We start from the raw sequence: 20,015 nt of genomic DNA, 5'->3' as shown, positions 1-20,015 counted from the left end.
CCATTGATTTCGGCGCCATTGATTTCCGGACCGGGCAAAGGGTAGGTTCAGGAAGACTCCAACGGCCCTTGCCTTGGTTCGGACTGACGATTCGGCGGTGACTTGAGTGAGCCTGCGGCCCCTGACAGACCAGGAACGCGCGGAAGCCCTGGGGAAGGCGGCAGCGGCCCGGGCTGCCCGGGCGGAAGCCAAGGAGCAGCTGAAGTCCGGAACCCTCGCCGTGGCGGACCTCCTCGCCTCCGGCGACGGAAATTCCGCGCTTGCCCGGATGAAGGTTTCGGAGATGCTTGAGGCACTGCCCGGTATCGGCCGCGTCACGGCGGCCGCCATCATGGACGAGCTGGGCATTGCCGCGTCCCGCCGGCTGCGGGGACTCGGCGTTCACCAGCGCCGGGCGCTGGTAGATTTTATGAACGAGAACCACGTCCATCCGAATAACGCCCAAAGGAATATGTGAGCAAGAAACCGGGACTGACAGTCCTCGCCGGTCCGACGGCTGTTGGCAAAGGCACCGTGTCCACCTACATCCGGGACAACTATCCTGAAGTCTGGCTTTCCGTCTCAGCCACCACCCGTGCACCGCGCCCGGGGGAGCAGGACGGAGTCCACTACTTCTTCAAGTCCGCCGAGGAATTCGACGCCCTGGTGGCTGACGGCGAACTGTTGGAGTGGGCCGTGGTGCACGGCCGCAACCGTTACGGCACCCTCCGCAGCACCGTGGACGCCGCCATCGCCGATGGCCGCTCGGTGCTGCTGGAGATAGATCTGCAGGGCGCACGCCAGGTCAAGCAGGCCGTTCCGGAGGCGCAGTTCGTCTTCCTCGCCCCGCCCAGCTGGGAGGAAATGGTCCGCCGCCTGGTGGGCCGCGGCACGGAAACGGCCGAGGAACAGCAGCAAAGACTGGAAACCGCTAAACTAGAACTTGCCGCTGAGCCGGAGTTCGATCACACCGTTATCAATGATGACGTTCGACGCGCAGCGGACGAGCTTGTTTCACTCATGGGGCTGACCCCGCACCCGCACTAGCCGCAGGGTCGGATCGGCCCGTTAGAATTTGGAGAATTCGTGTCCACGAACCTTGAAGGCATCATCAACCCGCCGATCGACGAGCTGCTGAAGGCAGCTGATTCCAAGTACGGCCTGGTGATCTTCGGTGCCAAGCGTGCACGTCAGATCAACGCATACTACGCGCAGCTGCACGAGGGCCTGTTCGAGTACGTAGGTCCGCTGGTCGACACCAAGCTGAACGAGAAGTCGCTTTCCATCGCCCTGCGCGAGATCAACGAAGGCAAGCTCGTTTCCACGCCGATCGAGCCTGCAGAGTAAGAACTCTTCGGACTGGATCTCATCGGAATACAGACTGCCTGTTGACGGAGGTCACGTGCGCATAGTCCTCGGAGTCGGGGGAGGGATTGCCGCCTACAAGGTGGCATCGCTCCTCCGGCTTTTTACTGAAGCCGGACACAACGTCACTGTGATCCCCACGGAGGCCGCCAACCGCTTTGTCGGAGTGGCCACCTGGGAAGCCTTGTCCGGAAATCCGGTCAGCAACAGCGTCTTCGACGACGTTCCGTCGGTCAACCATGTGCGCCTGGGGCATGAGGCGGACCTCATCGTCGTGGCTCCGGCCACGGCGGATCTCCTGGCCCGCGCGGCCGGTGGCCACGCGGACGACCTCCTGACCAACACCCTGCTGATGGCCAGCGGTCCCGTGCTGATGGCACCTGCCATGCACACCGAAATGTGGCTGCACGCCGCCACCCAGGCCAACGTGGAAATGCTGCGCAGCCGTGGCGTCACCGTCCTCGAACCGGCCAGCGGCCGGCTCACCGGGTCCGACTCCGGTCCCGGCAGGCTGCCCGAGCCGGAGGCAATCTTCTCTGCCGCCATGGCGTTGACGCAGGACAGCGGGGTTCGCGGACAGTTGCCGCTGGCCGGCCGTACCGTCACCATCAGCGCAGGCGGCACGCGTGAACCACTTGACCCGGTGCGGTTCCTCGGTAACCGCTCCTCCGGGAAACAGGGCGTGGCACTTGCCGTGGCCGCCCGGGACGCGGGCGCGAGCGTCCGGCTGCTCGCCGCCCACATGGACGTACCGGCGCCCGACGGCGTCGAGGTGGTCCGTGTGGAGACGGCGCTGCAGCTCCGGGAAGAGGCGCTGCGCGCGGCAGCCGATTCCGACGTCGTCATCATGGCCGCCGCTGTGGCGGACTTCCGCCCTGCGGACGTTTCGGACACCAAGATCAAGAAACGTGACGACACCGCCGATCCGGTGATCAGCCTGCTGCGTAACCCGGACATCCTGCAGGAGCTCGTGGAGGTGCGCGCGGCGAACCGGCCCGGGCAGCTGATCGTGGGTTTTGCGGCGGAAACCGGGGACGACGACGGTGACGTGCTCGCCTACGCCGAGGCCAAACTGCGCAAGAAAGGCTGCGACCTGCTGGTGGTCAACCATGTGGGTGAAGGCCTGGTGTTCGGCCAGGACCACAACTCGGTGGTCATCCTTTCCCGCACCGGCTCCGAACCACAGGCGGCATCCGGTTCAAAGGACGATGTTGCGGCCGCCGTTATTGACCGCATCAGCTCCGAGTTGAGCCGTGTTTTTCCACGATCATGATTTTCGAGAAGCTGTTTCCCGGAGACTCAGAGACCGGCGTGTGCAAAGCCTGCTTAGCAGGGGGACACATGCTGAGGCCTGACCGATTCCCAACCAGTAAGGTAGTTGAGTGACTTTACCGCTGCACATTCCCGCTCCCCATGGCGCGACGCCGCCATCCCTTCGTCTCTTCACGTCGGAGTCCGTGACTGAGGGCCATCCCGATAAGATCTGCGACCAGATCAGCGATGCCATCCTCGATGCCCTGCTGGCGAAGGACCCCGAGTCCCGCGTGGCAGTCGAAACACTGGCCACCACCGGACTGGTGCACGTAGCGGGCGAAGTCACCACCGACGCCTATGTGGAGATTCCGCAGATTGTGCGCGAGACCATCCTGGGGATCGGCTATGACTCCTCGGCCAACGGCTTCGACGGTGCCCGCTGCGGCGTCTCCGTGTCCATCGGCCAGCAGTCCAACGACATCGCCGGCGGCGTTTTCAATTCCCTGGAGGCCCGCGAAGGCCGCCAGGAAGATGACTACGACCTCCAGGGCGCCGGAGACCAGGGCCTGATGTTTGGCTACGCCAGCGACGAGACGCCGTCGTTCATGCCGGTCCCGATCTGGATTGCGCACCGCCTCTCGGAGCGGCTCACCGAAGTACGCAAGAACGGCGACCTGCCGTACCTCCGCCCGGACGGCAAGACCCAGGCGACGATCGGCTACGACCGCGACCGGCCCGTCTCAGTCGAAACCATCGTGATCTCCAGCCAGCACGCGGAAGGCGCCAGCCTCGAACAGCTGCGCGCCGACCTCGCCACGCACGTGATCAATCCCGTGCTGGCGGCAGCCAACCTGGACATCTCCCGGACGCACAACATCCTTAATCCCGCCGGTGCATTCGTGACCGGCGGCCCCGTGGGAGACGCCGGCCTGACGGGCCGCAAGATCATCGTCGACACCTACGGCGGCATGGCGCGCCACGGCGGCGGGGCCTTCTCCGGCAAGGATCCGTCCAAGGTTGACCGCTCGGCGGCGTACGCGATGCGCTGGGTGGCCAAGAATGTGGTGGCTGCGGGACTCGCCAAGCGGGCCGAGATCCAGATCGCCTACGCCATCGGCCAGGCACGCCCCGTGGGCACCTACGTGGAGACCTTCGGCACGGAAACGGTGGATCCCGAGCGTATCAGCGCCGCGATTTCGGAGATCTTCGACCTTCGCCCCCGTGCGATCATCGACGCGCTGGACCTCAAGCGTCCCATTTACGCCAAGACGGCGGCGCACGGACACTTTGGCCGCGACGATCCCGACTTCACGTGGGAACGGCTCGACCGGGTGGACGAGCTCAAGGCTTTCTTCAACGCCTGAGAACCGCCGCCCGCAACAAACCGCGGCGCACGCGATCCGCGCGGCACCAATGTGCCGGGTTGGAGTAAATGTCGGTGCCATGTGCTTGGCTGTAGCAGGGTCCCCGTCCGGGCGGCCCTGCTACAGTGCTTTCCGGCCAATGCCGCCGGGCCCCTTGCACCGGAACCACTGGCACCATAACTGGCACGATGTTGAACGGAGGGCGGCCCCATGACCTCCTTTTCCTCCGACGGAACGGCCACCGGCGAGCCGTTCCAGCTCTCACTCCTGCAAGGATTCCCGGCGGGCCGCCCGGTGTCTCCATCCGGCCCGGCCCTCGCCCCCTCGCTGCCCGTTGCCAGGGTGCTCATCGAGTCTTCGCTGCCACACCTGGACAGGCCCTTCGACTACAGCGTGCCGGCAGCCATTGACGCCGCCGCGCAGCCGGGCGTCCGGGTCAAGGTCAAGTTCAACGGCCAGGAGCTCGGCGGCTACATCCTGGACCGGCTGGCGGAATCCGACGCCGGCCATACCCTGGTGCCCCTCCACAAAGTGGTTTCGCCCGTCCGTGTGCTCACACCGGACCTCGCCGAACTCGCCGGCAAAGTGGCTGCCCGCTACGCCGGCACCATCAGCGACGTGCTGCGCGTAGCCATTCCGCCGCGGGTGGCCGGGCTGGAAAAGGAGCTTGTCGCTGCAGGTACCCTCGGCCTGAACCGGGGTACTGCTGCCGAACCAGCCGCGGATCCCGGTCCGGAGGCGGACCGCATTCCTCCCGCACCGGGCCACTGGTCCCGCTACATCAACGGGGTGGCGTTCCTGCAGCACCTCGCGGCCGGCGAATCGCCGCGGGCCGTCCTGAGCGCGCTGCAGGGTTTCGGCCCCGCCGGCTGGCCCGCCCTCGTTGCCGAGGCCGTTGCAGCCGCCCGCGCCTCCGGCCGCGGCGCGGTGGTGGTTGTTCCGGACTACCGCGACCTGGACCGGGTCGAGGAGGCGCTGGCGGAGCTGCTGCCCCGGGAAGACATTGCCCGGCTCACCGCCGACGACGGACCAACGCCCCGCTACCGCAGCTACCTGCGGGTGCTCACGGGCAGCGCCGGCGTTGCCGTCGGTACCCGCTCGGCGGCCTACGCTCCAGTGCACAACCTGGGTCTTGTGGTGTGCTGGGATGACGGCGACGACCTTCACATCGAACAGCGGGCGCCGTACGCCCACACCCGGGAGGTCCTGCTGCTGCGGGCGGAACAAGAAGGCGCGGCGTGCCTCATGGCGGCGCACACACGCAGCACAGAACTTCAGCGGCTGGTGGAGGCGGGCTGGGCCAGACCTGTGCACGCCGACCGTCCCGAGGTCCGCCGGACAGTACCGCGGGTTGTGAACACAGCGGATAGCTTCGAGCAGGAGCGCGACCCCCTGGCCAGGATCGCGAGGCTGCCCGGTGCAGCCTGGCGTGCCGCCAAGGAGGGCCTGGAACGCGGACCCGTTTTGGTCCAAGTGGCCCGTTCCGGCTATGCGCCGTCACTGGTTTGTGATTCCTGCCGGGAGCCGGCCCGGTGCGCAGCCTGCAGCGGACCCCTGGCTGTTGCCGGTGCCGCCGGCAGCTCGGCAGTGCCGCAGTGCCGCTGGTGTTCCGCTTCCGCGCCGGACTGGCGCTGCAGCCACTGCACGAGCCCCAGGCTGCGCCGCTCCGCTACCGGCGTGCTGCGGACCGCGGAGGAACTGGGCCGGGCATTTCCCGGCAAGCCGGTCATCACTTCGTCCGGGGACCACGTCAAAGCCGCTGTCCCGGACACGAACGCCCTGGTGGTCGCCACGGTGGGAGCGGAACCTGTGGCGGCCGGCGGCTATGCCGCCGCAGTTCTCCTGGATGGAGACACGCTCCTCCGCCGCGAAAACCTCCGCGCGGGGGAGGACGCCGTCCGGCGCTGGTTCAATGCCGCGGCGCTGGTCAGGCCTGCCCGCGAGGGCGGCCTCGTCGTTATCACCGCCGATGACACAGCCGGGGTCGGCGCGCTGCTGCGCTGGGACGCAGGGGGGTACGCGCAGCGTGAGCTCTCACTGCGCCAGGAGCTCCAGCTGCCCCCCGCGGTCAGGATTGCCTCCGTCACCGGCGGCCGGACCGCCGTCGGGCACTTCACCGACGCCATCGAACAAAGCCTTGCCAGGCAGGGGATCACCCTTCGCACCGCCGGACCGGCCCCGCTGGTACTCACGGACGCACGCGCGCCGCGGCGGGAGGCCTGCGAGGACGTCAGGACCCTGCTGTTCATTCCGTACGCGCAGGCGGCCGACGCCACTCGGGTGATGCGGGCCGTCAAGGCGGCTGCAGTGGCGCGGCGCATCGACGATCCCGTCCAGTTAAGGCTCGACGGCGTGGATGTGCTGTAGCTGATGCGCTCCCGCCGGCGCCACCTCAGCGGCGGTTGATCCGGGCGGCCTCCTCGGCCAGCTGCACAAGCTGCCGGGCCGAGTGGTCCCAGCTGAATTCCGCGGCCCGCTCCACCGAACGGAGTGAATGAGCTTTCCACACTTCCGGCTCTTCCAGTCTGCGGACCGCGTTGGCAAACTCCGAAGGGGAATCCGGGTGGACATAACTCACCGCGTCATGCCCTACTTCGCGGAAGATCGGGATGTCGCTGGCGATCACCGGTGTCCCATGGGACATGGCCTCCACGAGCGGGAGGCCGTAGCCCTCGGCGCGTGAGAGGCTGATCAGGGCCGTTGTCCGGCCCAGCAGCGCCTCATACTCGGCGTCCGTCACGCCGTTGTGGAACACAACGTTGGCCCCCGGCGGCACCAGCGCTTCGAGCTCCGCCCGCCGCTGCGGCGTGATGCGGCTGAGGAGGTGGAGCGTCATGTCCGGAAGTTCGGCCATTCCCCGCACCATGGTTTCCACGTTCTTGTACGGCATGAACGAACCCATGTACAGGAGCGTCCTGTCCGCGCCGGCACCGGGGTCGCGCGGAGTATGGCCGTGCTGCGGCGCATTGCCCACAATCCGGACCGGACGCCGGGTGAGGCGGTGTTTGGCGATCAGCGCTTCGGTGGTGTGGCTGATGGTGGCCACCACGTCCGCCCGGTTCAGGAGCAGCCGCTGCGGCCAGTACGCCTTATGGTACAGGCGCCACAGCAAACGGACGGGTGCCGGCAGGAAGCCCGGCGGGGAAGGGTGCTCGTAGTAGATGAGGTCGTGAAGGGTCAGCACCAGGGCGTACTTCCGGCCGAAGGTTCCCATCGTCTGCATCGGGCACACCACGACGTCGGCGCCCAGCTTGTTTACCTTGCCGGCTACGAACAGTTCCGCGGGGGAGAGCGGGCTGTTGATCAGCGTGTAGGGCACATCCGGGAGGAGGGCCAGCTGCCGGGGATCACTGATGAGCATCGAGACGTCGGCGATCTTGGCCGTGGCTGCGATCAGGCTGGCGCCGTACCGGCTGATGCCGTCGTGGTGGTCCAGGCGGGTGAAGCGGGCGTCGATAATGATTTTCACGCGGGATGGTCCTTCAGGAAGCGCCTGATGAAGCCGGCGGCCGGTTGAGGTGTCTCGTAGTGGATGAGGTGCCCCACGCCGGGAATCACCTCGAGGGTGCCGTCCGGCAGGAGTGCCTGCAGCTTGTGCTGGTCCGGGAGCATCGCGATCTCATCCTTCTCCCCGGCAATCAGCAGCACGGGCAGGGCAAGATCCGGGGCAACCTCGGAGACATTGCTTCCCACTGACGCCTTGAACGACTCAAGCAGACTGTCCCGGTTGGCAAAGGCGGAGAAGTAGGCGTTGTGCTGTCCATGGATGAACTGCAGGAGCTGCTTGTCCCTGGTCTTGGCCATGGCCATGCTCATCACCCTGACAATGAGCCGGCTGCGGAGCAGGTAAAGGCCGAGGGCCCGGGGGAGCCTGGCGGAGGCCTCGTAGTACAGGACAGCCAGTTTGGTCATAACGCCCTTGGGCCCCTCCAGCGCCGGGGCGGCAATGGGGTTGATGAGGATCAGCGGGAACACGGCGCCGGGGTTGGCAGCCACGAAGTGGCTGGCGACGATGGACCCGAACGAGTGCCCCAGGAGCACCGTGTCCGGTCCCAGGCCCAGTGCGGCCATGAAATCGTTGATGAACTGCCCGTACCGCCTCACGCTGTGCCCGCCGTCCGTGAACGCATCCGAGCTGCCGAAGCCGGGAAGGTCGGGCATGATGAGCCGCATGTCGGGGAGCTGGTCCGCCACCCGGAGCAGGCCGTGGTGGTCGCCCCGGAATCCGTGGACCACCAGGATGGTCCGGGTCTCTGCCGTCACGCTGACAGGTTCATAGATCCAGTAGTCCACATTGCAGCCGTCCAGGTCCACGCTGGCGGCCCGCGTCCGGGCGTCCAGTTGCCCGCTGAAGAGGGGCGCGGCCTGTGCCGGTCCCGTGTCCACTTGTTCCATGGTGTTGAATCCTAGTTGACGTCGTCAGGGTTGGAGCCGGTGCGGTGGCCGCGTTCCAGGGCAGCGAGGGCAGCCATCTCCGCGGGGTCCAGGGCGAACCCGAAGACGTCCAGGTTTTCCCGGATCCGGGCATAGGAACTGGCCTTCGGGATCACCACGTTGCCCAGCTGGACGTGCCATCTCAGGATGATCTGCGCCGCTGTCCGCCGGTGCGCCGCTGCCAGCTCCAGGACTACCGGATCCGCAAGCACCTGGCCCCGGCCCAGCGGGCTCCAGGCCTCGGTACGGATGCCAAGCCGGGCGTGCAGCTGGCGGAGTTCGTCCTGCTGGAGCCAGGGGTGGAGTTCGATCTGGTTCACTGCAGGGACGACTTCGGCGGTCTCCAGCAGATGCTCCAGGTGGGCGGGCTGGAAGTTGGACACCCCGATGGCCCGGATCCTGCCCTCGCGGTAGAGGGTTTCCATGGCCCGGTAGCTTTCCGTGAAAAGTCCGCGGCGGGCGCATGGCCAGTGGATGAGGTACAGGTCGACATATTCCATGCCGAGGTTGGACATGGACGTATCGAAGGCCCGCATGGTGGCGTCATAGCCATGGTCGTCATTCCACACCTTCGTGGTGACGAAGAGGTCCTCGCGGGAAAGCGCTGGTGCTGCTTCGCCGGAGCCTCCGGCCGGACCGCCGCCCGCGAACCCGGCAAGCGCGCCGATAGCCTTGCCTACCCCGGTCTCATTCCCGTACATGGCGGCCGTGTCGAAGTGGCGGTAGCCGGCCTCGAGGGCCATGGTCACCAGGCCGGCGGCGTCTGCAGGGGGAACCTTATAGAGCCCGAAGCCCAGTTGGTCGATCAGCACACCGTTGTTGAGGCTCAGTCGGGGCGAGTTCTTCATACGACTGACTCTACCGACTCGGCGCCGTCCGCTCCCCGGGACAGGCCGGGCGGGACTGGCAGCAGGCTTCAGGACAGTCCGTCAAAGCTGACGAGGCGGCGGGCGGTGGCTTCATCGAGGATCAGGTCCGTGGCCAGGCCGGCGGCAAGCGCGCCGCGCAGTCCGTTGATCTTCGAGGCCCCGGAAACAACGCAGATCCGCCGCCTGACCTGCCGCAGCTGCGCCAGGGCAGGGCCGGTGGACCTCTCATTGAGAGTGATGCCGTCAGAGGATCCGTCCCCGCGGAAAAATACGGTGGCTACGTCACCCACCACGTCCGAGTTCGCCAGGATATTCAGGTCGTTTTCGTCGAGGTATCCGCCGGCATAGACGTGGCTGGGGTAGTCGGCATCCACCGATCCCACGCCGAAGATGGCGATGCTCATGCGTGACTGCAGTTCAAGGATGCGCTGGACGCTGCGTTCATTCCACATGGCGGTTTTGGTGGCTGCGTGGTCGAAGAAGGCCGGAACGGGAAACTGTTCAACGCGCGCACCGTAGGCACTGCCGAACCTGCGCATGATGTCGCTGGCGTAGGTAATGCCGGTGGTCTGCATGTTGCCGGCGCCATTGAGCTGGACGATCACGCTGTCATGGGTGATCTTGCGGGTGAGATGCCTGCTGACGGCGCTGAGGGTGGATCCCCAGGCGACGCCGATGATGGCGTTGGAGTCAACCAGCGGCCCGATTGTCCTAGCGGCCTGCATGGCCACCCTGTCAAGGGTTTCCGCTTCATTAAGGGTGTCCAGCACCGGAACGACGTGGACATCCACCCGGTATTGGGTGCGGATCATGTTTTCCAGTTCCGGCCCGGTGTCGAGCGGATTGCGGATCTGGATCTGAACCAGGCCGGTCTCCCGGGCAGCCGAAAGTAGGCGGGAAACCGTGGATCTGGAGGTCCTGAGCTCTCTGGCTATGGCGTCCATCGTGAGGTCCTGGAGGTAATACAGTTGTGCAGCCCTGAGGGCTTCTGAGTGGCGTGAGCGCGGCATTCGGCTTCCGTTCTGCACGTTTGTGCATAGTGCTTGACTCCATTTTCCATTACTCCAAAGAATAGTGATGAACGGCGCCGCGCTGTGAGGCGCGCCGCACAGGACCAAACCCAAAGGAGCAGATTTGGGAACCAACGATTCATCCGGCCATCCGGCCACCAGCCGCCAGCGGTCATCAGTGCAGAGCCTGCGCAAGCGGCCCCGAGCCCAAGTCCTGATCATCGGCGGCGGGATCAACGGAGTCGGCACGTTCCGCGATCTGGCGCTGCAGGGCGTGGACGTTGCGCTCGTTGAGCGGGGGGATTACTGCCAAGGGGCCAGTGGTGCATCGTCGCACATGATCCACGGTGGCATCCGATACCTGGAAAACGGTGAGTTCCGGCTGGTCCAGGAGTCCGTCGTCGAGCGCAACAGGCTTCTGCGCATCGCTCCCCATTACGTCAAGCCGCTCCAGACGACCATCCCCATCTTCAGCACTTTCTCAGGCGTACTGTCCGCGCCGCTGCGATTCCTGACCCACAAGCAGCAGGGCAAGCCGAAGGAACGCGGAGCCTTCCTCATCAAGGTCGGCCTGAGCATGTACGACTTCTTCTCGCGCGACGGCGGCACGGTCCCGCGCCACCAGTTCCGGGGCCGTAAGCGCGCACTAGCGGAACTGCCGCGGCTGCACCCGGGCATCAAATATGCCGCAACCTACTTCGATGCCTCGGTCCACAACCCCGAGCGCCTCACCCTTGACGTGCTCCAGGACGGCGAGAAAGCCGGCGCCAGCGGCCAGAGCGACGCGCGGGCCAGCAACTACCTCTCGCTCGTCGCCATGGGCGGAGCTGCCGGCACGTCGGCCGGCTCCACCGGCGGCAGCACCGTCCAGCTGCGCGATGAACTGACCGGCGAGGTCTTCGACTTCACGGCGGACGTCATCGTCAACACCACGGGTGCGTGGGTGGACCTGACCAACGAGGCCATGGGCGCCGCCTCGACGTTCATGGGCGGCACCAAGGGCTCGCACATCGTGCTGGACCACCCCGGCCTCCTCGAAGCCTGCAACGGCCGCGAGATCTTCTTCGAACACACTGACGGCAGGATCGTCCTCATCTACCCGATGGGCGACCGGGTCCTCGTGGGCACCACCGACGTGGACGCGGACATGGCAGAGGATGCCGTCTGCACCGACGATGAGATCGATTACTTCTTCGACCTGATCGGCCACGTCTTCCCTGACGTCGCAGTGCACCGGGACCAGATTGTCTACACTTTCGCCGGTGTTCGCCCGCTGCCCAGGCACGACGCCACCCAGCCCGGCTTCGTCAGCCGCGACTACCGCATCGAGCGCAGGGCCGGCAGCCAAACAGCGGACGCCGGCGGCAGCGGCGCCGTCGTACTCAGCCTGGTGGGCGGCAAATGGACAACATTCCGGGCGCTGGCCGAACACCTCACGAACGATGTGCTCAAGGAACTGGGCCTGGACCGGAAAGTCTCGACGGCGAAACTCGCCATTGGCGGCGGAGCCGGCTTCCCTGACAGCCAGGCCGGGGTCCAGCAGTGGATCAAGGCCCACATGTCCGCCGGCCGCGATGCTGACCGGATCTCCGGATTGCTGACCCGCTACGGGACCCGAGCCGAAGAGGTGCTTCGCTACCTCGATGCCGGCCCCGACCGGCTCCTGCACTCCACCCGTGAACTCAGTGTCCGCGAACTGGAATTCATGGCCCGGAACGAACAGGTGGGACACCTCGTCGATGTGCTGATCAGGCGCACCTCCCTGGCCTTCCGCGGACTGGTGACGGGCGAACTCCTCAACGAGGTGGCAGATGTCCTCGCTGCCCCGTTGGGATGGGACGCGGCTGCCAGGGCAGCCGAAATCCACCATGCCCAGGAGGTGCTTGAACGCTTCCACGGCGTCCAGGTCCACAGCCTGGTCGCCTAGACAGCTTGCGTGCCCGGGGAGGACTTGCCCGGGCGCAAGGGCTGCGCGGTTCCGCTGGAGGAGCAGCCGGCGCAGCAGCCGGCCGGCAACGCAACAACGTTGCCGGCCTAACAGCCCTTCAAACTCGCGAAGGGCTGACAACAGAAAATAGAGGAGTCAAAGATGTCTCTTGGAATTGTTTTCCTTTCCGAAGTATTCGGAACCGCGATGCTGACCCTGCTGGGTTGCGGCGTTGTGGCAAACGTCGCGCTCAAAGGCACCAAGGGCAACAACGGCGGATTCCTGATGGTCACGTGGGGCTGGGGCATCGCGGTCTTCGCCGGCGTCTACGTCGCCGCCAGGTCCGGCGCGCACCTGAACCCGGCCGTGACCCTTGGCCTGTTGGTCAACGGCAAAGCGGAGTATGCTCCCGGCGTCAGCGTCGACTTCGCATCCACACTGACCTACTTCGGCGGAGAACTCACGGGCGCGTTCCTGGGCGCCGTGGTCATGTGGCTGGCCCACAAGCAGCACTTCGACGCCGAACCGGAACCCGCCAGCAAGCTCGCCGTGTTCTCCACCGGCCCTGCCATCCGCTCCACCCCCTGGAACCTGATCACCGAGATCATCGGCACGTTCGTGCTCGTCTTTGTCATCCTGACGTTCGGCGGCACCCCTTCGGGCCTCGGCCCGCTGGCTGTGGCCCTGCTCGTTGTAGGCATCGGCGTGTCCCTTGGCGGTCCCACCGGCTACGCCATCAACCCCGCCCGTGACCTTGGCCCCCGCATCGCGCATGCTCTGCTCCCCATCAAGGGCAAAGGTTCCAGCGACTGGAGCTACTCCTGGATCCCGGTCGTCGGGCCGCTGGTCGGCGGCACCCTGGCCGGCGCTGTCGCAGCTGTAGTGCCGATCATTGCCTCGGCAGCTTCCTGATCCGCCCGCGTTTCAACACCCCCGTCAAGCACCTCAGACAACAGACAAGGACGTCAACATGAACCAGTACGTAATCGCCATCGACCAGGGCACCACCAGCACGCGCGCCATCGTCTTCGACCACAGCGGCAGCATCGTCTCCTCCGGCCAGATGGAACACGAACAGATCTTTCCGCAGGCCGGCTGGGTGGAACACGACCCCGCCGAAATCTGGAACAACACCCGCGAGGTCATTGCCTCGGCGCTGTCCAAGGCGAACCTGACCCGGCACGACATCGCCGCGGTCGGCATCACCAACCAGCGCGAAACCGCGGTCGTGTGGGACAAGACCACGGGCAAGGCGATCTACAACGCCATCGTCTGGCAGGACACCCGGACCCAGGACATCGTGGATGAACTGGCCAAGGACGGTGGACCGGAGCGTTTCAAGCAGAAGGTGGGCCTGCCGCTGGCCACGTATTTCTCCGGCACCAAGATCAAGTGGATCCTGGACAACGTGGAAGGCGCCCGCGCCAAAGCCGAAGCCGGCGACCTGGTCTTTGGCAACACCGACTGCTGGGTGCTGTGGAACCTCACCGGCGGAGTGGATGGCGGCGTGCACGTCACGGACGTCACCAACGCCTCCCGGACCATGTTCATGGACCTGGACACGCTGTCCTGGGACCAGGAGATCCTTGACGCCTTCGGTGTTCCCGCCTCAATGATGCCCGCCATCAAGTCTTCCTCCGAGGTCTACGGCACCGTCCACACCTCCCAGTTGCTCCGGGAAGTGCCGGTTGCCGGCATCCTCGGCGACCAGCAGGCAGCCACGTTCGGCCAGGCGGCATTTGATGCCGGCGAAGCCAAGAACACGTACGGAACGGGCTGCTTCCTGATCTTCAACACCGGCGAGGAAATTGTCCACTCCAAGAACGGCCTGCTGACCACCGTGGGCTACAAGCTGGGGGACGCTGCTCCGCACTACGCGCTGGAAGGCTCGATCGCCGTCACCGGGTCCCTGATCCAGTGGCTGCGTGACAACCTCGGCCTGATCAGCAGTGCCCCGGAAGTGGAGACGCTCGCGGCGTCGGTCAAGGACAACGGCGGCGTGTACATCGTGCCGGCGTTCTCCGGCCTCTTCGCACCATACTGGCGGTCCGACGCCCGCGGCGCGATCGTTGGCCTGACCCGCTTCGTGAACAAGAACCACATCGCCCGTGCGGCGCTGGAGGCCACAGCCTTCCAGACCCGTGAGGTGCTCGACGCCGTCAACGCGGACTCCGGTGTTCCGTTGACTGAGTTGAAGGTCGACGGCGGCATGGTTGCCAACGACGCCCTGATGCAGTTCCAGGCGGACATCCTCGGCGTTCCGGTGATCCGGCCCAAAGTTGTGGAAACCACCGCCCTCGGTGCCGCCTACGCCGCCGGCCTGGCCGTCGGCTTCTGGAAGGACCTCGGGGAGTGCTCGGCCAACTGGTCCGAAGACAAGCGCTGGGAACCGCAAATGGACGACGCCGAGCGGGACCGCCAGATGCGCCTCTGGAAGAAGGCCGTCACGAAGTCCATGGACTGGGTCGACGAGGACGTGAAGTAGACCCGGCGAGCCTATGCCTTCGCTGTCAAGGGGGCCCCGCCCGTCCCCTGCTGCCCCCGACGCTCGCAAGCTCGCGTCGGGGCCCTCGCAGCAGTGGGCCCATCGCGGACGCCCGAAGCCGCTCCCGGGCCCCCTTGACAGCTCGGCATGTCCGAGCCCGTCTATTCAGCCGCTCGTGGCGACTTACGTTTAGGTGATGGTGGAGGTGCGCTAAAGTAGTTCTATGCGTGCGATCCTTCTGCTTAGCTAGCCGCCCGGTATCCCGGACCTACTCGGATTACCGCGCGGCAGCCCCTCCATGTCGAGGGGCTTTTGTGTGTCTGGAGCCCTTCGGGGCCGGCAGCAGGGGATTAGGGGGCCGGGGCTGGACAGCAAGCCCGGGCCGTACGAAAAGCGGTACAGAACAGAAGAGGGCAGCAGTGAGCGTTCAGCCGGAGACAGAGACCGGAACAGCAGCAGTCGCGACGGAAGGTCCCGAGGAGGGCACCTACAGCTTCGCCGCGATGGAGGCCAAATGGCCGCAGGTGTGGGAAGACCTCAAGGTGTTCACCCCCGTCGACGACGGCTCGCGCGAGCGCCGCTACGTCCTCGACATGTTCCCCTACCCCTCAGGCGACCTGCACATGGGTCACGCCGAGGCGTTTGCCATGGGCGACGTCGTGGCGCGCTACCTGCGCCAGAAAGGCTATGACGTCCTGCACCCCATCGGCTGGGATTCCTTCGGCCTGCCCGCCGAGAACGCCGCCATCAAGCGCAACGCGCACCCCAGCGAGTGGACCTACGCCAACATCGACACCCAGGCGGCGTCCTTCAAGCGCTACGCGATCTCGGCAGACTGGTCACGGCGCCTGCACACCTCGGACCCGGAGTACTACCGGTGGACCCAGTGGCTGTTCAAGCGCTTCTACGAGCGCGGCCTGGCCTACCGGAAGGATTCCCCGGTCAACTGGTGCCCCAAGGACCAGACCGTACTGGCCAATGAACAGGTGGTCAACGGTGCCTGCGAGCGCTGCGGCACCGCTGTCACCAAGAAGTCCCTGAACCAGTGGTACTTCAAGATCACCGACTACGCCGACCGGCTGCTGGACGACATGGACGAACTGCGCGGCCACTGGCCCGAACGGGTCCTGGCCATGCAGAAGAACTGGATCGGCCGGTCCGAAGGCGCCCACGTGAACTTCGTGATCGAAGCCGCCGGCCGTAAGCCGGCCAAGGACGTCACCGTCTTCACCACGCGCCCCGACACCCTGTACGGTGCCACGTTCTTTGTGGTTGCAGCAGATGCGCCGCTGGCAGTGGAGCTGGTCACGGACGAGCACGCCGCGGCCCTGGACGCGTACCGCGAACAGGTCAAGGCGCTGTCCGAAATCGAACGACAGTCCACCGAGCGCGAGAAGACGGGCGTCTTCACCGGCCGCTACGCCGTCAACCCCCTGAACGGCGAAATGCTGCCCGTCTGGGCTGCCGACTACGTGCTGGCAGACTACGGCACGGGCGCCATCATGGCGGTCCCCGCCCACGACCAGCGCGACCTCGACTTTGCCAGGACCTTCGACCTGCCCGTCCGCGCCGTACTGGACACGGGGGAGGACGACCCCGCGGTGACCGGAAAGGCCACCGCCGGGGAAGGCACCTTGATCAACTCCGGCGTGCTCGACGGCCTGCCCAAGGCCGAGGCCATCCCCGCAGCGATCGACATGCTGGAGAAACAGGGCACGGGCGAAAAGTTCGTCAACTTCCGTCTGCGTGACTGGCTGCTCAGCCGCCAGCGCTTCTGGGGCACACCCATCCCGATCATCCACTGCCCTGCCTGCGGCGAGGTTCCTGTTCCCGACGAGCAGCTGCCCGTCACCCTGCCGGCTGACCTTCGCGGCGAGGACCTGTCCCCGAAGGGCACCTCCCCGCTGGCTGCGGCCGAAGCCTGGGTCAACGTTGAATGCCCCAACTGCCACGGTCCCGCCAAGCGTGACACTGACACCATGGACACGTTCGTTGACTCGTCGTGGTACTTCCTGCGCTTCGTGTCGCCGCAGTACACCGAGGGTCCTTTCGACCCGGAGAAGATCAATGACTGGATGCCGGTGGGGCAGTACGTGGGCGGCGTGGAACACGCCATCCTGCACCTGCTGTACGCGCGGTTCTTCACCAAGGTCATCCACGACCTCGGCATGATTGACGCCGACGAACCGTTCAGCGCGCTGCTCAACCAGGGCCAGGTCCTCAACGGGGGCAAGGCCATGAGCAAGTCCCTGGGCAACGGCGTCGACCTCGGTGAGCAGCTGGACAAGTACGGCGTCGATGCCGTGCGCCTCACCATGATCTTCGCCTCCCCGCCCGAGGACGACGTCGATTGGGCGGACGTCTCGCCGTCGGGCTCTGCGAAGTTCCTCGCCCGGGCCTGGCGCTTGGCGCAGGACGTCACCAGCGCGCCCGGCACGGACGCCGCCCAGGGAGACCGGGCGCTGCGCTCCGTCACGCACCGCACCATCGCCGACGCCGCCGCACTGCTGGACAGCAACAAGTTCAACGTGGTGGTGGCCAAACTGATGGAGCTGGTCAACGCCACCCGCAAAACCATAGATGCAGCCTCCGGCGCAGGCGGGGCGGATCCCGCCGTCCGCGAAGCAGCGGAAGCCGTCTCGGTCATCCTGAGCCTCTTCGCGCCCTACACGGCCGAGGACATGTGGAACGTTCTGGGGCATCCCGCATCGGTGGCGAACGCCGGCTGGCCCTCGCATGACGAAGCACTCCTGGTGCAGGACACCGTGACCGCAGTCGTCCAGGTCCAAGGCAAGGTCCGCGACCGCCTCGAGGTCTCTCCCGAGATCGGCGAAGACGAGTTGCGTGAACTGGCCCTCGCGTCGGAGAACGTCCAGCGTGCCCTCGACGGGCGGGGCATCCGCACGGTCATCGTGCGTGCACCTAAACTGGTCAACATCGTCCCGGCGTAGCCGGGGCACCGGCCGCCGGTATTGCCGGCGGCCGGCCATGATGTTTGACCGGAGCAGCAGGGGGACGCCGTGAACGACCGGGAGCCGGCCGGCTGGCCGTGGCTAAAGGAACGGCTAGTCCGGCTGCGGCAGGTTTCCAGGCCGGGGGCTGCGCCGGAAGCCGTGGTTCCGGCCGCCGTCGTGCGCACCGCAGTGGTGACCGATTCCGCCGCTGCGCTTCCTGCGGACTGGGTCAGGGACTTCGCCGCCGACGGGCGGCTGACCGTGGTGCCCATGCCGGTGATGGTGGGGGCGGAGATCTACGGCGAGGGCGAAGACGACATCACCGACACGATCGCGGTGGCGCTGGCCACCGGGATGCCTGTGAAGACATCACGGCCGTCACCCGGCCAATTCGAGCAGGCCTATCTTGCGGCGCTGCGACGCGGCTTTGAGTCGGTGGTCTCCGTGCACATCTCCGGAGCGCTGTCCGGCACTGCCGACTCCGCCAGGCTCGCGGCAACCCGTGTGGGCATCCCCGTGGAAGTGGTCGATTCGAAGACCGTGGGCATGGCGCTGGGGATGGGTGTGCAAAGCGCAGTGGTGGCGGCCGCGGACGGCCGCCCTGCGGCCGAAGTCCGCGCCTTCGCCGAAGACCGGATGGCCCGCACCAAAGTCTATTTCTACGTACCCAGCCTCGAGCAGCTGCGCCGCGGCGGCCGGATCGGAGCGGCGGCGTCCCTCTGGGGAACCATGTTCGCCATCAAGCCGATTCTCGCCGTGGATGACGGGAAGATCGTTCCGTTGGAGAAGGTCAGGTCCGCGGCAAGGGCCGTGGCGCGCCTTGAGGAAATCGTGGTTGCCGACGCCGCAGCGCGGCCTGCCGGCCAGGCCAGGCTGGCAGTCCACCATTTCGGCAACCCGGGTGAGGCAGCGGAGCTTGCGGACCGGCTGGCAGCCGCGCTACCGGAAGTCCCTGCGGCGCAGATCAGTTCGCTCCCGGCCGTACTCGCTGCCCACGCCGGACTGGGTGTCCTGGCAGTGATCGTGGGGGAGAGCAGCACTCCGCAGAAGGAACCCCCTCTGGTCCGATAGCTGTGCCGGTAGTACAGTCTCCCCACCAAGCAAGGAGGCTCCCATGACAATGCAGGTGCACCACGTTGCCCAGTTCGACAAGGACGTGTCCGAAGAAGTCACCAACTGGCTGAAGTACCTCAAGGGCCAGGTGACCAGCGTCCAGTTCCTGACGACGACTGTTCCCGACCCCAAGGCACCGGAGTCCTGGCGGGTCCAGTACGAGGCGTATATCACCTACCAGAAGTAGCCGGCCGGAGAATCGCGGAGAAGTCCGCCAGCGGCGCTTTCCACATACCGTCATCCGCGCTGTCTGTTCCGCATCCATTTGCCTAGCGTGGGGGTATGTCACGCCGGAACGCGGAAGCGGGAGCACCTGCCGCGGCCAGCCGTGCGCGGCGGCGCCTGACAACCACCCTGGGGCCTTCCGGCGGCGGTGACGGCAGCGGCGGGTCCGAAGCCAGGGACCCAGGTTCAGCGGGGCTTATGGGGCACGGTGCCGGGGGTAGCGGCCAAGTGACTTTTGCGTACGACGGCGGTGCGCAGCCGGAACCTCGGGCGGTAGACGGCTCTGCCGTCGATTCATCGGCCGTTTCCGGGACGCATGGACCGGCGAAGTTCAGGTGGCGCACGGGATTCCGCGTTGCCGTGCTGCTGGGACTGCTGAGTCTCCTCCTCGGTGGCTGGTTCTGGTGGGATGTGGGCGCCAGCCGGCCCCACGTGGTGCCGCTGAGCGACGTCAGCAGCACGGAGGGCAGCGGGCAAGGGGAAGGACATCCCGGTCCAGGTCCGGGAGAATCCGGCGCCGCCTCAACGGGAGGACAGGCGTCAGATTCCGCATCCGGAGCGAAGATCGTTGTCCACGTGGCGGGGGCCGTCAACCGGGCGGGCGTTGTGGAACTGCCACAAGGCAGCCGGGTCCACGAGGCGATAGCCGCGGCAGGTGGCAGTGCGGAAGGGGCTGACCTGAACCGGTTGAACCTTGCTGCCGTCCTGTCCGACGGCCAGAAGATCCACGTTCCGCGGATCGGGGAGCCGGCGGATGCCTCCGGCGCGGCAGCTGGCGCCACCGGTCCGGGCGCCCCGGGATCGGCGGACCCAGTGCCTGGCCAATCGGGAGCGGGAGGCGCGAAAATCGACCTGAATGCGGCGTCTGCCGAGGAACTGGGCGCATTGCCCCGGGTAGGGCCCGTGCTGGCCCAGCGCATCGTCGATTGGCGCAAGGAACACGGCCGGTTCAGCACCGTTGAGGAGCTCGACGCGGTGGACGGTGTTGGCCCCAAGATGCTGGAAACGCTGCTGCCCCTCGTTCGGGTGTCCTGAG

17 protein-coding genes are annotated in these 20,015 nt (G+C 66.4%); 13 read left to right on the top strand and 4 right to left on the bottom strand.

Going from position 1 to position 20,015, the window contains the following annotated elements; translation table 11 throughout:
- The first annotated feature begins 106 nt into the window (after positions 1–106).
- The 6 genes from mihF to ACSQ12_RS11765 all read left to right on the top strand — a co-directional run bounded on the left by mihF (position 107) and on the right by ACSQ12_RS11765 (position 6,329).
- Positions 107–457, top strand: coding sequence for an integration host factor, actinobacterial type (gene mihF / locus ACSQ12_RS11790; protein WP_209744457.1), 351 nt, complete (start codon positions 107–109; stop codon positions 455–457).
- Entirely contained in the window at positions 454–1,026 is a 573-nt protein-coding gene (gene gmk / locus ACSQ12_RS11785) for a guanylate kinase (protein WP_209744460.1), read from the top strand. The genes mihF and gmk overlap by 4 nt, the downstream gene beginning before the upstream one ends.
- Positions 1,027–1,065: 39 nt before the next feature.
- Complete coding sequence (rpoZ, locus tag ACSQ12_RS11780; protein WP_011692102.1) at positions 1,066–1,326, top strand: DNA-directed RNA polymerase subunit omega; 261 nt, start codon at positions 1,066–1,068, stop codon at positions 1,324–1,326.
- 55 nt (positions 1,327–1,381) lie between these two features.
- Complete coding sequence (coaBC, locus tag ACSQ12_RS11775) at positions 1,382–2,617, top strand: bifunctional phosphopantothenoylcysteine decarboxylase/phosphopantothenate--cysteine ligase CoaBC (RefSeq protein ID WP_436065517.1); 1,236 nt, start codon at positions 1,382–1,384, stop codon at positions 2,615–2,617.
- Positions 2,618–2,726: 109 nt separating this feature from the next.
- Positions 2,727–3,962 (top strand): methionine adenosyltransferase, encoded by a 1,236-nt coding sequence (metK, locus tag ACSQ12_RS11770; protein WP_436065516.1) that lies wholly within the window; start codon positions 2,727–2,729, stop codon positions 3,960–3,962.
- Positions 3,963–4,172: 210 nt separating this feature from the next.
- A complete protein-coding gene (locus ACSQ12_RS11765) occupies positions 4,173–6,329 on the top strand; it encodes a primosomal protein N' (protein ID WP_436065515.1) in 2,157 nt (718 codons plus the stop codon).
- Positions 6,330–6,354: 25 nt separating this feature from the next.
- Here the strand turns inward: ACSQ12_RS11765 and ACSQ12_RS11760 are convergent, their stop codons facing one another.
- The 4 genes from ACSQ12_RS11760 to ACSQ12_RS11745 all read right to left on the bottom strand — a co-directional run bounded on the left by ACSQ12_RS11760 (position 6,355) and on the right by ACSQ12_RS11745 (position 10,275).
- Complete coding sequence (locus ACSQ12_RS11760; RefSeq protein WP_436065514.1) at positions 6,355–7,431, bottom strand: glycosyltransferase family 4 protein; 1,077 nt, start codon at positions 7,429–7,431, stop codon at positions 6,355–6,357.
- Positions 7,428–8,357 (bottom strand): alpha/beta fold hydrolase, encoded by a 930-nt coding sequence (locus ACSQ12_RS11755; protein ID WP_436065513.1) that lies wholly within the window; start codon positions 8,355–8,357, stop codon positions 7,428–7,430. The genes ACSQ12_RS11760 and ACSQ12_RS11755 overlap by 4 nt, the downstream gene beginning before the upstream one ends.
- 11 nt (positions 8,358–8,368) lie before the next feature.
- Positions 8,369–9,244: an aldo/keto reductase gene (locus tag ACSQ12_RS11750; protein ID WP_436065512.1), complete on the bottom strand. Its 876-nt coding sequence runs from the start codon at positions 9,242–9,244 to the stop codon at positions 8,369–8,371.
- A 68-nt stretch (positions 9,245–9,312) separates the two neighbouring features.
- Entirely contained in the window at positions 9,313–10,275 is a 963-nt protein-coding gene (locus ACSQ12_RS11745) for a sugar-binding transcriptional regulator (RefSeq protein WP_436065511.1), read from the bottom strand.
- 124 nt (positions 10,276–10,399) lie between these two features.
- On the opposite strand from ACSQ12_RS11745, the gene ACSQ12_RS11740 reads away from it, so the two are divergent.
- From ACSQ12_RS11740 to ACSQ12_RS11710, 7 genes are all read left to right on the top strand, one after another.
- Positions 10,400–12,202, top strand: coding sequence for a glycerol-3-phosphate dehydrogenase/oxidase (locus ACSQ12_RS11740; RefSeq protein WP_436065510.1), 1,803 nt, complete (start codon positions 10,400–10,402; stop codon positions 12,200–12,202).
- 162 nt (positions 12,203–12,364) lie between these two features.
- A complete protein-coding gene (locus ACSQ12_RS11735; RefSeq protein WP_209744487.1) occupies positions 12,365–13,114 on the top strand; it encodes an MIP/aquaporin family protein in 750 nt (249 codons plus the stop codon).
- Between the two features lie 58 nt (positions 13,115–13,172).
- Positions 13,173–14,687 (top strand): glycerol kinase GlpK, encoded by a 1,515-nt coding sequence (glpK, locus tag ACSQ12_RS11730; RefSeq protein ID WP_011692092.1) that lies wholly within the window; start codon positions 13,173–13,175, stop codon positions 14,685–14,687.
- A gap of 419 nt (positions 14,688–15,106) precedes the next feature.
- Positions 15,107–17,638 carry a leucine--tRNA ligase gene (gene leuS / locus ACSQ12_RS11725; RefSeq protein ID WP_436065509.1) on the top strand — a complete coding sequence of 844 codons (2,532 nt, stop codon included), beginning with the start codon at positions 15,107–15,109 and terminating at the stop codon, positions 17,636–17,638.
- A 69-nt stretch (positions 17,639–17,707) separates the two neighbouring features.
- Positions 17,708–18,712, top strand: coding sequence for a DegV family protein (locus ACSQ12_RS11720; protein WP_436065508.1), 1,005 nt, complete (start codon positions 17,708–17,710; stop codon positions 18,710–18,712).
- 43 nt (positions 18,713–18,755) lie between these two features.
- A complete protein-coding gene (locus ACSQ12_RS11715; RefSeq protein ID WP_043429806.1) occupies positions 18,756–18,941 on the top strand; it encodes a hypothetical protein in 186 nt (61 codons plus the stop codon).
- A gap of 266 nt (positions 18,942–19,207) precedes the next feature.
- Positions 19,208–20,014 carry a ComEA family DNA-binding protein gene (locus ACSQ12_RS11710; RefSeq protein WP_436065507.1) on the top strand — a complete coding sequence of 269 codons (807 nt, stop codon included), beginning with the start codon at positions 19,208–19,210 and terminating at the stop codon, positions 20,012–20,014.
- The last annotated feature ends 1 nt before the right edge of the window (position 20,015 follow it).

Source organism: Arthrobacter sp. LjRoot14 (genome assembly GCF_964253905.1).
In the GTDB taxonomy this organism is placed as follows: Bacteria; Actinomycetota; Actinomycetes; order Actinomycetales; family Micrococcaceae; genus Arthrobacter.
Note: the sequence above shows the minus strand (reverse complement) of the source record. Positions and strands in the feature narration are given on the sequence as shown.